This window comes from Sphingomonas sp. LT1P40 (assembly GCF_036663835.1).
GTDB lineage: Bacteria > Pseudomonadota > Alphaproteobacteria > Sphingomonadales > Sphingomonadaceae > Sphingomonas.
In genome coordinates this window covers 1,256,959-1,269,870 of sequence record NZ_JAXOJT010000001.1, presented here as the reverse complement: position 1 = coordinate 1,269,870, position 12,912 = coordinate 1,256,959, and the positions used below count along the sequence as shown (strand labels likewise).

Sequence of the window (12,912 nt, the reverse complement as noted above, 5' to 3'; positions counted from 1 at the left end):
TCCTTTTACTGCGTTGCGCGGGCCAGCGCGGGCATCGGTTCCGCAATCGACATGCCGCCGATCCAGGTGCCGCGTGGCTGAAGATCGCGGTCGAGCCAGACCCAGTCGGCGCGCTTGCCTGCCGCCAGGGTGCCGTGGCTGGCGCCCAGCGAGAGGAAGTCCGCCGGGGTGGCGCTGGCCATCATCGAAACATCCGGCACTGGCAGGCCGGTCGCCTCCACCGTGTTGCGCAGCGCGGAGGCCATATCGAGATGCGTCCCCGCCAGCGTGCCGTCCTCGAACAGGCAAACGCCGTCGCGGACAGCAATGCGTTTGCCCTGAAGCGTGAATTCGGAAACGTCGGTGCCGACGCTGGGCATGGCGTCGGTGACGAGCATCAGACGGTCGATGCCCTTCACCTTCACCGCCAGCCTGACGACGGCGGGGTGGAGGTGCGCGTCGTCGACGATCAGGCCGCAATAGCTGTCCGAATCGAACGCCGCGCCGACCGCACCGGGCTTGCGATGGTTGAGCGGCGACATGGCGTTGAACAAATGGGTGAAGCCGCGCAGTCCGGCAGCAATGGCGCGCTTTGCCTCGTCATAGGTCGCGTTGCTGTGGCCCGCGCTGACGATGACGCCGTGCTGCACGAGGGTACGGATGTCCTCCTCGTCGCACAGTTCGGGCGCGAGTGTGAGCATGACGCGACCCCGGCGTGGCGCGGTCAGCAGGGCCAGCGTATCGGCATCGAGGCGACGAATGCGATGCGCCTCGTGGATCCCGCGTTTCGCCTCGTTGATGAACGGCCCCTCGATATGGATGCCGAGCACGCCCGGAACCCCGGCGTCGATCGCGGCGTCGACTGCGGCTAATGCCGCCGCGATCTGGGCGGGCGTGTCGCTGATAAGGGTGGGCAGGAACGCGGTGGTGCCGAAGCGCGCATGCGCTGCGCCGATCGCGGCAATGGCGTCGACATCGGCCTGATCGTTGAGCAGCACGCCGCCGCCGCCATTGACTTGCGTGTCGATGAAGCCGGGCAACAGCCAGCCGCCGTCGAGGTCGATCGTCTCGTCTGCGCGACCAATCCCCGGCGTGGTCAACGCAGCGATGATGTCGCCTTTGACGACAAGGTCGGCGGCCCCGAGCACGCCCGATGGCGTGACGATGCGGCCATTGTCGATGCGAACGATCATAGCGTAGCGGTAACCTTGTTGAGATGCGGGGGCGTGTCGGGGTTGAGGCCGCGTGCGAGCGAGAGCGCGTTGGCCATCGGGTAAAAGCTCTGGATCATCAGTATCGGCTCGATCGCCGGATGCGCGCGGATCGCGGGCAGATCGCTCGCGTCCGCGCCGGGATCCGCGAGCAGGACATCGGCACCGCGCGTGCGAAACTCTGCGGCGGCTTCGCGGACGCTCTCGCCCGCCCGGTCGCTGCCACCCAGCGCGAGGACGTGGAAGGCATCGCCGACGATCGCCATCGGGCCGTGGCGGACTTCGGCGGCGCTGAAGCTTTCGGCGTGAAGCGCGCAGGTTTCCTTGAATTTCAGCGCGGCCTCCTGTGCGATGCCATAGCCCAGACCGCGACCCAGCACGAACAGGTTGGACGCGTCGGTGAGTGCCTCGACCGCCGCCGTCCAGTCGAGCCGGTGTGCGGCATCGAGCTGTGCCGGGAGCGTGGCAACGGCTTCGGTCAGTTCGGCATCGTCCGACCATGCGGCGACCAATGCGGCGATGGCGGCGAGCGAGCAGATATAGGATTTGGTCGCCGCAACCGATTTTTCCGGTCCGGCGCTGAGCGCGATCACGACATCGGCCAGATCGGCGAGCGGCGAATCAGGCGCGTTTATCAGGGCGACGACGAATGCGCCGGCGTCGCGCTGGTTGTGGACCGTGGCGAGCAGGTCCGGGCTTTGGCCCGATTGCGAGATGGCTAGGCACAGGCGGTTGCCCGCCGCGACCGGCGCGTCATAGATCGACGCGATCGACAGCGCCGCCGATGCGGTCGGGACGCCGGTCACTGTTTCGATCAGGTATTTGGCATAAGTTGCGGCGTGATCGGACGATCCGCGCGCACAGGTGATTACGCCCGATGGCGGCGCGGCACGCAGACGCTCGCCAATTGCAGCAAAAGCCGGGGCGTTCGCGGCGAGCATCCGGGCGACGGCAACGCTGGCCTCGGCCGCTTCGCTTGCCATCAGAGTCGCCCATTGCGCCACCATCACCCCCGCCGTCATCGTCAAATCGTCCCCGCCTCAGTCCGTACCGGCTCGATAGGTACTATATAGGTTATATTGGTCTCATCAAGATGTATCCTGAACTGGGTCAGATTTTGATGATCCAGCGTTTGCGCCGCAGCCACTCCATCGCGCCCCAGATCAGGAGCATATAGAGTACGACAGGGAACAGCGACGCGATTGGATCGCCCAAAGTCGCGCGCGATGCGTGGAAGGGGACAAGCAACAGGTCCCAGGTCACGACCCCCGCCGTCACCTGATGCAGCGTATAGGCGGCAATGGCGTTGACGCCGAATGCCAGCATCGCGGTGGCGGCGAACCCCGGCGCGCGACCTTCGCGGTCGAGGAAATGGTGAAGTACGGCCAGCGTCAGCACAGTGATGCCGCAGGTGACCAGCACGAAGCTGCTGGACCAGATGTCTTTCACGATCGGGAAGGCGAAGCTCCACGCCAGTCCCACGGCCAGCATCGTTGTTCCGGCGATCGCCAGCAGGCCCGTGCGCTGCCCCTCGCGCCGGATCAGCAACTCCCCGATGGCGACGCCGATCAGGCCGTGCGCGATGGCAGCCAGGGTGCCCAAAATCCCCTCTGGATCATAGCCCTCCGGTCCCTTTACGTAGAGGTGGTTTCCGAGCAGCACGCGGTCGACCGAGGCGACGAAATTGTGACCGCGTTGCCAGATATCATTGGACAATCCGTCGAGTGCCGGCGCGAGCGTGAGCGGCCAATAAGCGATGAGCATGACGGCGATAAGCGCGAGTCGCACGCGCGGTCCGACGAACAGGAAAAGCAGGGCGCAGGCACCATAGACCAGCCCGATTCGCTGAAGCACGCCAAACAGCCGCCAGTCGCGTTCGCCGAAATCCGCGAACCAGTAGAGGTTGGAGAGAATAAAGCCGAGCAGGACGATACGGCCGGCGCGCGCGAGGGCGTGCCCACTCTGTCCGTTGCCCGGGGCGCGATTCTGCATCGAGAACGGAATGGCGAGCCCGACCATGGTAAGAAAGGCCGGGAAGACGAGATCCGCAAGGGTTAGACCCGCCCAGCTGACGTGCAACAGAATCGGCGCGACATTGGCCTCCGCGCTATATTTCATGCCGGCCGCTGAATTGACCAGAATCATTCCCGCGACAGTCAAGCCGCGCAACACATCCAGTGAAATCAGGCGCATCGCTTCGCTCCCCCCATGAACTTCGCCGGCCGGCAGCATCATCGAGATGCCATAAATTTGCAATGGACAGCCGATCTAATTTGTAGTCTATTGGTAATAGTCCAATAGCGCAATTGGTCTCATATAGGTCGTTCAAAGCGACCGGGAGATCCTTCAGGGAAGGGGGAGTGCGACATGGTTGATCGAGTTAAGGGGTTAGGCGTTCGTCAGAATCTGCTGCGCGGCATCTGCGTCGCGGCGCTGGTCAGCGGCATTACGCCCGCGATGGCGCAGGATGCGGCAGAGGCCGATGCGGCCGATGAAGTCGTCATCACCGGCGCGCGCGAAAATCTGGAGTCAGCGCAGAATCGCAAGCGCAACGCCGATACGGTCGTCGATTCGATTACTGCGGAAGATATCGGTTCGTTCCCCGACAAATCGGTGGCCGAGGCGTTGCAACGCGTACCTGGCATCACCGTCGTCCGCTTTGCCGGTACCGACGATACCTCGCACTTTTCGGCCGAGCCGTCGGGCGTTATCGTTCGCGGTCTGAGCCAGGTGCGGTCGGAGTTCAATGGCCGCGACACGTTCAGCGCCAACTCCTCGCGCGGTCTGAGCTGGCAGGATATTTCGCCCGAATTGCTGGGCGGTATAGACACCTACAAGAACCAGACCGCCGACCTGATCGAAGGCGGCATCGCCGGCACGGTCAATCTGCGCACGCGTGTACCGTTCGACAGCGACGGGCGGCTGATTTCGCTCTCGATCAAGAACACCTATGGCGACATCGCCAAGAAATCGACGCCCGAAGTTTCGGGCATCATCTCCGACCGTTGGGATACCGGGATCGGCGAGATCGGCCTGATGGTCAACGGTGCCTATTCGCACGCAATCACGTCAAGCCAGGGTGTGCAGTTCGACCGAACGGCGATCTTCAACGGCGTGTTCGGCCCCGGCAAGCAATATATGCCGAGCGGCATCTATCTGCGCGAGAACGAATATGACCGGAAACGTTATGGCGTTGCCGCGGCGTTTCAGTGGAAGTCGACCGATGAATCGATGCAGTTGACGGGCCAGTATAACCGGTCGCAGTACAATAACAGCTGGCGCGAATATGCGGTTTATTCCAGCGCGGTGGGCCCCGAGCTTTATGGTCGACCTAGCAATTTTGAATTCACCGATTCGGCGCTGATCGGTCCGTTAAATGGCACGGCACCGTTCAAGTTCGATGAAGACGGCGATTTCCTGAGCGGCTGGTGGTCGGTACCGCGTCCGTATGTGGGCGAAGGCAACGACAATCTGGGGCTGGGCGTCAACCAGAGCGGGCAGGCGTTCTTCAACCGCTGCTATGCGTGGGAAGGTTGCACCAACACGCAAAAGGCACCGCAGGTCGATACCGCCGCAAATGCGCTGCGCAACAAGCAGATCACGCAGGATTTCGGCCTCAACTTCCGCTGGGACGTGACCGACCGGCTGCGCGTTTCGTTCGACGGCCAATATGTCGACGCCAGCGTGAACAACTACAACGCGTCCGTTACGGCGCGCAGCTATGCCAACACCTTCGTCGATCTGACCGGCGAATATCCGCGGTTGCAGTTCACCCCGACGGTGGCGGACAACATCAATCTGTCGCCAGGCGGTTTGGTCAACGCCAATAACTATCATTTCTATGCGATCACCGATCACACCGAGGACAGTGACGGCGAGGAGTATGCATTCCGCATGGACGCGGAATATTCGGTGGACTCGGGCTGGCTGGATGCGATCAAGGTCGGCGCGCGCTATTCCGATCGCGATCAGACGGTTCGCTGGGGCGCGTATAACTGGGCGAATATCTCCAACAACTGGACCTATACCCAGGCATCCTATTTCAACACCGATCGCCCAATTTATGGTGCGAACGCCACCCAGATTCACAATTTCGGCAGCAATTTCTTCGCGGGCAACCAGACCAACCAGAACTCGTTCGTATTCTTCAACATGGACAAGCTGGTCGATAGCGCCGCGCTGGCATCGACGTTGGGCCGTCCTTCGATCGGCGTAGGCGAGTATTACCCGGTCTGCTCCGGCGCGGGGTATCGCGCCGGTGAGACGATCCAGGGTGACTATGGCTGTTACCTGCCCAGCGAGATCCATAAGGTGAGCGAGCGGACGGTTGCCGCCTATGCTATGGCGAAGTTCGGGGGCGACAGCCTGCGGATCGGTGGCGTCAAGGTTTCCGGTAACTTGGGTGCACGACTGATCTGGACCAAGGATGCGACGCAAGGTGCGACGACCTTCGCCAACCCGTTCACGGCGGACGCGCTGGTTTGTACGCGTGGCACCGATCCGGGGACGGGTCGTCCGACGGCGACATCGGGCTGCGTGGTCGGCGGGTCGGAACTGGCGTTCAACAATGGCGCGACGGTGGCCGACACGACCGCGGTCAACCATTTCCATGTGTTGCCAAGCTTCAACATCAAGTTCGACCTAACCGACAAGCTGGTGTCGCGTTTCGCCTATTCGCGGGCGATGTCGCGGCCTGATTTCGGGCTGTTGAGGAACTTCCTGAACGTCAACCGGCTCTCGCCTAATTTGAACGATACGACCGATCCGCGCGTGACACGCGATGCCGCGGGCAATGCGATCGCCTATGACTGGCAATATACCGGCCAGTCCGGGAATCCAGGGTTGAAGCCGATCACGGCGGACCAAGTCGATCTGACGCTGGAATATTATTTCGCGCGCGCGGGGTCGGTCACCGTCACCGGTTTCTACAAGCAGTTCTACGATTACATTCAGGCGGGACAGTTTAACCTGTCGGTCACCAACAACGGCGTGACCGAGAATGTCCGGCTCAACCGGCCGGTCAATGGCGAAGGCGCGGGCATTTATGGTGCGGAGTTTGCTTTTCAGAGCTTCTTCGACTTCCTGCCTGCGCCATTCGACGGGTTCGGCGTGCAGGCGAACTATACCTATGTGAAGAATGACGGGATTGAGACCGTCAATCTTACGAATGAAACGGGTGCAGGCACGGTGGGCGGTGGACTTTCCACCGAAACAACGACCGTAAGGGCAAAGGCGCTGGAAGGTGTGTCCGAGCACAGCTTCAACCTGGTCGGCATGTATGAAAAGGGTCAGGTATCGGCGCGCGTCGCATATAACTGGCGCTCCAAATATCTGGTGACGGCGATCGATTGCTGTGTCGGCTTCCCGATCTGGCAGGATGCGGCCGGTTATCTGGATGCGTCGCTTCGCTTCCGCGTGAGCAAGGCGCTGGAGTTCGTACTGGAGGGTACCAATTTGCTGAGCACCGATACCGTGCTGAAGCAGCAGGTAAACTCGGACGGGCTGCTCAAGCCGAACGCCTGGTTCAAGCAGGACCGGCGTTTTCAGCTTGGCGCTCGCTTGAACTTCTGATGCGACACCGGCGCCGGCTTCCTGTGGGGGCTGGCGCCGAATGCCCGCTAGGTTAAGGTCGATGGCGATGGCGCGACCGCTTGAACTCGTAATCGTGGGCGGGGGGACCGCCGGGTGGATGTGCGCGGCGGCCTGTGCCGCCAAGCTGGACCCGGCGCGTGCGCGCGTGCGGCTGGTCGAATCCGAAGAGATCGGGACGGTCGGCGTCGGCGAAGCGACGCTGCCGCAGATGAAGGATTTCAACGACTTTCTGGGGCTTGATGAAGTCGCGTTCATGCAGGCGACTCAGGCCAGTTTCAAACTCGGCATCGAGTTCGTGAATTGGGGGCGGGAGGGGGATCGCTATATCCACCCGTTCGGTACGTTCGGCCGCCCGATCGGCGAGGCAGATTTCTTCAGCTATTGGGTACGGGCGCGGCGCGCGGACAAGGCAGCGCCGCTGTTCGATTATTGCTTCCCGATCGTCGCGGCGCAGCAGAACAAGTTCATGCTACCGAGTGGCAAGCCCGACGATGTGCGCAATGCATTCTCTTATGCCTATCACCTCGATGCATTTCTTTACGCGCGCTTCCTGCGACGCTGGGCCGAGGCGCGCGGGATCGAGCGGGTGGAGGGGCGGATCGTCGATGTCGAGCGGGACGGCGAGGGTGGCGATGTTGCGGCGGTGACGCTGGCGTCCGGGGTGAAGGTCGCGGGCGATCTGTTCATCGATTGCTCGGGGTTTCGCTCGTTGCTGCTCGGGCAGACCCTTGGTGTCGAGCTCGACGACTGGACGCACTGGTTGCCGTGCGACAGCGCAGCGGCGGTGCCTTCGGTGCGGTCGAGCGACTTCACGCCCTATACACGATCGACGCGACGCAAGGCGGGGTGGCAGTGGCGCATCCCGCTGCAACATCGCACCGGCAACGGTTACGTCTATTCCAGCGCGGATATCTCGGACGACGAGGCGGCGGCGACGTTGCTGGCGAACCTTGATGGCGAGGCGCTGGCGGAGCCGCGGGTGCTGCGGTTCAAGGCGGGGAAGCGTAAGGCGGCGTGGTCTCGCAATGTGATTGGCATGGGGCTGGCCGGGGGGTTCCTGGAGCCGCTGGAGTCGACCAGCATCTATCTGGTGCAGATGGCGATCATGCATATGTTGACGCTGTTGCCGGACGCGGACGGGGTCGACGCTGCGTTGCCCGCCGAATTCAACCGGGTGATGGACGTGGAGTATGATCGGATCCGCGACTTCCTGATCCTGCATTACATGGCGAACGAAGCCGATGCGCCGCTGTGGGAGCGGGTGACGACGATGGAGGTGCCGGACACGCTGGCGGACAAGATCGCGCGGTTTCGGCATCGCGGGCATGTCGCGGCATATCGTGACGGGCTGTTCGGACCGCCGAGCTGGCATGCGGTGTTCGTGGGGCAGGGGATCGAGCCGGTGGCGGCGGACCGGCTGGCGGATGCGTTGCCGAATGATGTGCTGGAGCAGCGGCTGGCGGGGGTGGCTGATGCGATTGCGCGGGGTGTCGAGGGCGTGTCGTCGCATGCTGAGTTCGTCGCGCGATATTGTCCGGCTCCTGTGCCGTGAGTGGGCCGGTGCGGAAGGTCGCGGTGCTGGGCGGCGGGGTGGCGGCGGCGATGGCGGCGCTGGCGATCCGGCGGGCCTATGGGCGGCTGGGGACCGAGGTGACGTGGGTCGATAGCGGGGAAGCGCCGCCCGCGCATGCTGCGCTGATCGCACCGCCCGATCTGGCGACGTTTCACCGGTTGCTTAGGATTGATGATGCTGCGCTGATTTCGCGCGCATCCGCGACGTTGAACATGGGTCAGCAATTCGCGGGCTGGGCGGGCAGCGAGGAGGCGTTCCTGCATGCGTATGGCGACGCGGGGTCGCCCTTTGCTTCACTGCCGTTCGTGCAGCATTGGACACGGGCGCGGCGGGCCGGGATGGGCGTGGCGCTGGAGGAGTTTTGTCTGGCTGCGGTTGCCGCGAAGCAGGGGCGGTTCGGGGCGTCGAAGGCGCAGGCGGTGAAGCATGGCTGGCATCTGGATGCTGCGGGTTATGCTGCGCTGTTGCGGGCCGCGTGTGTGCGCGATGGCGTGCGGATCGTGGAAGCGTTGGATGCTGAGGCTGACCTGATTGTCGATGCTTCGTCCGGACAAGCGGGGGGCAATACGCCGCTGTGCGACCGGGTGATCCGGGCGTCGGCGCAGGCGTTCGATCCGGTGCCGTTGTTCAGCCGGGTGACGGCGCATGCTGCGGGGTGGATGACGTTGATCCCGCTGAGCGACCGCACGGCGATCGAGTTTTTCTATGACAGCCGCAGCATGTCCGAGGCGGCGGCGGACGCAGCATTGCATGCAGCAAATCTGTCGATCACCGGGCAAAGCGTGGCTGTGCCAGTGGCTGGCGGCCCGCATTCTCCGTCGTGGGTCGGCAATCGCGTGCGGATTGGTGACGCCGCTTCACCGCTGGACGCGGCGGAATTGTTGTCGTCGCAGCTGTCGATCGCGCAGTTGATCCTGTTATGGCCGATCGACCGCGACGCCATGCCGGAAGCCGACATTTACAATGACGAGATGGCAGGATCGCGGGCGCGGATCGCGGAATTTTCCGCGCAGCATTTCCGGCTGAACGGACGCAGTGAGCCGTTCTGGGAGGCGGCGCGGGCGGCTCCGGTTTCGCACGAGCTGGAGTCCAAGATCTCGCTGTTCGCGGCGCGGGGCATGTTCGCGCATCACGCGCATGAGGCGCATGTCGAGGATGGCTGGGCGCTGTGCATGGCCGGGCACGGGGTGGTGCCGCGCAGCCATGACCCGCAAGCGTTGCTGGTGGAGGATCAGGCGTTGATGGCGGAATTTCAGCGGCAATTGCGCAGCGTGGCGGCGGAAGTGCGCGGTATGGAGACGCATGCCGAGGCGCTGGCTCGCATGCGGAGGCCCGCAGCATGAGCGCCCGCACCCGGCCGGTTCGCCGCATCGTTATCGTCGGTGGCGGCAGCGCGGGGTGGATGACCGCCGCTGCACTCGGTCGCGCGCTGAGCGGACAGCCGCACTACAGCATCACATTGGTGGAATCGGAGGCGATCGGGACGGTCGGCGTGGGCGAGGCAACGGTGCCGCCGATCCATGAGTTCAACCGCTATCTGAAGATCGACCAGGCCGAATTCCTGCGTGAGACCAACGGCACGATCAAACTGGGCATCCAGTTTGACGGATGGGGCGGGGCGGGGCACAGCTATTTCCACCCGTTCGGCTATCTGGGCGTGGAGATGTCCGGCATCCATTTCCACCATTACTGGCTGCGGCATCTGGCCGGGGGCGGGGATGCGGATCACGGGCCGTATAATCTGGAGACGATGGCGGCGCGCGCGGGCAAGTTCGCGCCCGGGACGAGGGCCGGGCCAGTGCATCACGCGGTGCATTTCGACGCGGCGGGCTATGCGCGGTTTTTGCGCCGTTACGCCGAGGCGGCGGGGGTGGTGCGGGTCGAGGGCAAGGTTGCCGATGTGGCACTGGACCCGGAGGACGGGTTTATCGAGCGGCTGACGCTGGACGACGGGCGGGTGATTCCGGGCGATCTGTTCGTCGATTGCTCGGGGTTTCGCGGACTGTTGATCGAGGGGGCGCTGGAGACGGGCTATGTCGATTGGCAGCGCTGGCTGCCATGCGACAGCGCGGTGGCGATGCCCGCGAGCCGCGAAGGCGATCCGCCGCCCTATACCAAATCGACCGCGCGCGAGGCGGGGTGGCAATGGCGCATCCCGTTGCAGCATCGCGACGGCAATGGCTATGTCTATTCGAGCGCGCATCTGGCGCATGACAAGGCGGCGCGGTTGTTGACCGAGCGGCTGCCCGGCGCGGCGTTGGCGGAGCCGAACCGGCTGCGCTTCGTGGCGGGGCATCGGCGGAAGATCTGGAACCGCAATTGCGTGGCGATCGGGCTGGCGGGCGGGTTCCTGGAGCCGCTGGAATCGACCAGCATCCATTTGATCCAGACGACGATTATCCGGCTATTGGCGTTGTTGCCGCGCGACGGGTTCGATCCGTCAGTGGCGGCGCGGTTCAACCGCGACGCGATCCATGAGGTGGAGACGGTGCGTGACTTCGTGATCGCGCATTATGCGACGGCCAGGCGCGACGACACGGATTTCTGGCGCGACGTGGCAGCGGCGGGCGTGCCGGACACGCTGGCCGAACGGATCGAGGCGTTTCGGGCGACGGGGAATATCCTGTTCGAGCCGGGCGATTTGTTCGGGCCGACCAACTGGTATTGCGTGCTGACGGGTCAGGGCGTGCGGCCGGCAAGTTGGCATCCGATTGCGGATGGGTTGCCGGGGGCGGAGCTGGACGCGCGGCTGGCGACGTTGCGCGGGCGGGTGGCGGAGCAGGTGCGGGAATTGCCGGCGCATGGGGATTGGTTGCGGGGGTTGGGGGGTAACCTCAACTAATGTTTGCCAAATGTGTTATTCTGGAATCGACTAAGTCAATTATCGCCGATATGCCGGTAGCGAAATGATTGAACGGCTGGCGGCAATCCAATTCGATAAGCAGGCCGGTAACGGTCGCACTAACCCCGGATTTGTGGTCGCCGAGAATTCTACTGGGGAAGATATCGAGTTAATTGCGAAGCTATCGGCAAAATGCGATCGTGGCGCGACATCATTGGCGATGGAATTGCTCTGCGCTTGCTTAGCTGGCGATCTTAATTTGCCAGTACCTCAGCCTTATATCGTTGATCTCGATGCCGAATGGATTGATTCTATCGTGGATGACAGCTGGGCAGCGGCTGCCCGCATGAGCGTTCCGCTAGCGTTTGGCTCCAAGAGAGTGCCCGCTGGTTTCGGCCAATGGGTATCAGGCACAAGCATGGTAGAGCCCCTGACGTCCACGGCGGCCGCCATCCTTCTGTTCGATGCCGTGATCGACAACCCCGACAGACGGCAAACAAATCCGAACTGCCTTCAGCGCGGTGACCAACTGCATATAATCGACCACGAGCTATGCTTTGGAGATATGATCATTGGCTGGAGACCTCCGTGGGAGGTCGGCGCTCTTCACCATATGGCAACTCCCGGCCATCATATTTTCCGTGATGCGTTGCGGGGGAGAGATGTTGATTGGGCAGTGATCACTCACGCGTGGAAACAATTGTCAGACGCCACCATATCTGATTATGCGAGCGCCATCCCACAGGAGTGGTCAGCATCGCTGCCTGCTGTGCAAGCAGCTATCGAAAAGATCGGGAATGCACGCGACCATATCGAAGAGTGTGCGATTGAGGTACAGAGGGTGCTGAAATGTTGAAGCGCCGTTACACATATACCGTTTTGAGGTACGTTCACGATCCGTTGACCGCGGAGTTCGTGAACGTTGGGCTTGTCGTACATTTCTCCGAATCGCCGCTCGGTCCAGCCATATTGAAAACAGGTACGCGCAATACGATCGGCCGGATGCGAGATATGTTTCCTGATCTGGATCGAATCGCGTTCGGTGCCACTATGCGCTCAATCAAGCGGGTGTTAATCAAGCTAGCAGATCAATTGGGTAAGGATGGAATGTTTGCGTCGCCTGGCGATGCGCTTACATTCGCTCGTCAGGTTTTGCCGTCTGATGATAGTTCATTGCAGTGGTCGCCGATTGGCGGCGGTATCGCTGAAGATCCAGACAAAACTTTTCAGCGCTTATATCAGCGCTTTGTCACTAAGTACGATTCACGTAACGCTCCACGTCGGTCTGACGAAGAAATCTGGAAGCCCGTCCGTCAACGGTTGGAAGAGCGACATCTTCCAATCGCACTTGAGCCGAAAACCATTGTGGGTGGTGACGACAAAATCGACTTCCAGCACGCATGGAAGAAAGGCGCGTGGCACATGTATGAGCCTGTGTCGCTTGATTTGGCAGATGCCGAAGGTATTTATCGCAAGGCCCATAGATGGCTGGGGCAACTGGCTTCGGTCGCGCCGGACGCCACTGAGCCTTTCCATCCGTATTTTATTGTTGGGGCACCGTCTGATCCGGAGCTTGAGCCCGCTTACCGGAGAGCGCTGAAGATTCTTAGGAAATCGCCGGGGCAGGTTGAAGTCTTTGAAGAGACTGAAATTGAGCAGCTTGTAGATCGTATCGAAGATGCAGTGCGAACGCATGGGGCGGCGTCGTAATCAAC

The 12,912-nt window shown here is 62.4% G+C and carries 9 protein-coding genes; 6 read left to right on the top strand and 3 right to left on the bottom strand.

Annotated features, from left to right (window positions below):
• Nucleotides 1-5: 5 nt before the first annotated feature.
• The 3 genes from nagA to U1702_RS06185 form a co-directional block, all read right to left on the bottom strand.
• Nucleotides 6-1,172, bottom strand: a complete 1,167-nt coding sequence (nagA, locus tag U1702_RS06195) for an N-acetylglucosamine-6-phosphate deacetylase (RefSeq protein WP_332723006.1) — start codon at nt 1,170-1,172, stop codon at nt 6-8.
• On the bottom strand, nt 1,169-2,212 hold the full coding sequence (locus U1702_RS06190) for an SIS domain-containing protein (RefSeq protein WP_332724599.1): 1,044 nt from the start codon (nt 2,210-2,212) through the stop codon (nt 1,169-1,171). The genes nagA and U1702_RS06190 overlap by 4 nt, the downstream gene beginning before the upstream one ends.
• A gap of 88 nt (nt 2,213-2,300) precedes the next feature.
• Nucleotides 2,301-3,383 carry an acyltransferase family protein gene (locus U1702_RS06185; RefSeq protein ID WP_332723004.1) on the bottom strand — a complete coding sequence of 361 codons (1,083 nt, stop codon included), beginning with the start codon at nt 3,381-3,383 and terminating at the stop codon, nt 2,301-2,303.
• Between the two features lie 174 nt (nt 3,384-3,557).
• On the opposite strand from U1702_RS06185, the gene U1702_RS06180 reads away from it, so the two are divergent.
• The 6 genes from U1702_RS06180 (at nt 3,558) to U1702_RS06155 (ending at nt 12,907) form a co-directional block, all read left to right on the top strand.
• Nucleotides 3,558-6,761 (top strand): TonB-dependent receptor, encoded by a 3,204-nt coding sequence (locus U1702_RS06180; RefSeq protein ID WP_332723002.1) that lies wholly within the window; start codon nt 3,558-3,560, stop codon nt 6,759-6,761.
• 67 nt (nt 6,762-6,828) lie between these two features.
• The gene (locus tag U1702_RS06175; RefSeq protein ID WP_332723000.1) at nt 6,829-8,334 is read left to right on the top strand and encodes a tryptophan halogenase family protein; all 1,506 of its coding nucleotides are present in this window, start codon (nt 6,829-6,831) and stop codon (nt 8,332-8,334) included.
• A gap of 8 nt (nt 8,335-8,342) precedes the next feature.
• The gene (locus tag U1702_RS06170; protein WP_332722999.1) at nt 8,343-9,698 is read left to right on the top strand and encodes a tryptophan 7-halogenase; all 1,356 of its coding nucleotides are present in this window, start codon (nt 8,343-8,345) and stop codon (nt 9,696-9,698) included.
• Nucleotides 9,695-11,197, top strand: coding sequence for a tryptophan halogenase family protein (locus tag U1702_RS06165; protein WP_332722998.1), 1,503 nt, complete (start codon nt 9,695-9,697; stop codon nt 11,195-11,197). The genes U1702_RS06170 and U1702_RS06165 overlap by 4 nt, the downstream gene beginning before the upstream one ends.
• A gap of 64 nt (nt 11,198-11,261) precedes the next feature.
• The gene (locus U1702_RS06160; RefSeq protein WP_332722996.1) at nt 11,262-12,053 is read left to right on the top strand and encodes a HipA family kinase; all 792 of its coding nucleotides are present in this window, start codon (nt 11,262-11,264) and stop codon (nt 12,051-12,053) included.
• Nucleotides 12,047-12,907, top strand: a complete 861-nt coding sequence (locus U1702_RS06155; protein WP_332722994.1) for a DUF3037 domain-containing protein — start codon at nt 12,047-12,049, stop codon at nt 12,905-12,907. The genes U1702_RS06160 and U1702_RS06155 overlap by 7 nt, the downstream gene beginning before the upstream one ends.
• Nucleotides 12,908-12,912 lie beyond the last annotated feature (5 nt).

Excerpts from the sequence above, each read along its gene's own strand:
- nagA (WP_332723006.1), bottom strand. The coding sequence starts at position 1,172 with ATGATCGTTCGCATCGACAATGGCCGCATCGTCACGCCATCGGGCGTG.
- U1702_RS06155 (WP_332722994.1), top strand. The coding sequence starts at position 12,047 with ATGTTGAAGCGCCGTTACACATATACCGTTTTGAGGTACGTTCACGAT.
- U1702_RS06175 (WP_332723000.1), top strand. The coding sequence starts at position 6,829 with ATGGCGCGACCGCTTGAACTCGTAATCGTGGGCGGGGGGACCGCCGGG.
- U1702_RS06180 (WP_332723002.1), top strand. The coding sequence starts at position 3,558 with ATGGTTGATCGAGTTAAGGGGTTAGGCGTTCGTCAGAATCTGCTGCGC.
- U1702_RS06190 (WP_332724599.1), bottom strand. The coding sequence starts at position 2,212 with ATGACGGCGGGGGTGATGGTGGCGCAATGGGCGACTCTGATGGCAAGC.
- U1702_RS06165 (WP_332722998.1), top strand. The coding sequence starts at position 9,695 with ATGAGCGCCCGCACCCGGCCGGTTCGCCGCATCGTTATCGTCGGTGGC.
- U1702_RS06185 (WP_332723004.1), bottom strand. The coding sequence starts at position 3,383 with ATGCGCCTGATTTCACTGGATGTGTTGCGCGGCTTGACTGTCGCGGGA.
- U1702_RS06160 (WP_332722996.1), top strand. The coding sequence starts at position 11,262 with ATGATTGAACGGCTGGCGGCAATCCAATTCGATAAGCAGGCCGGTAAC.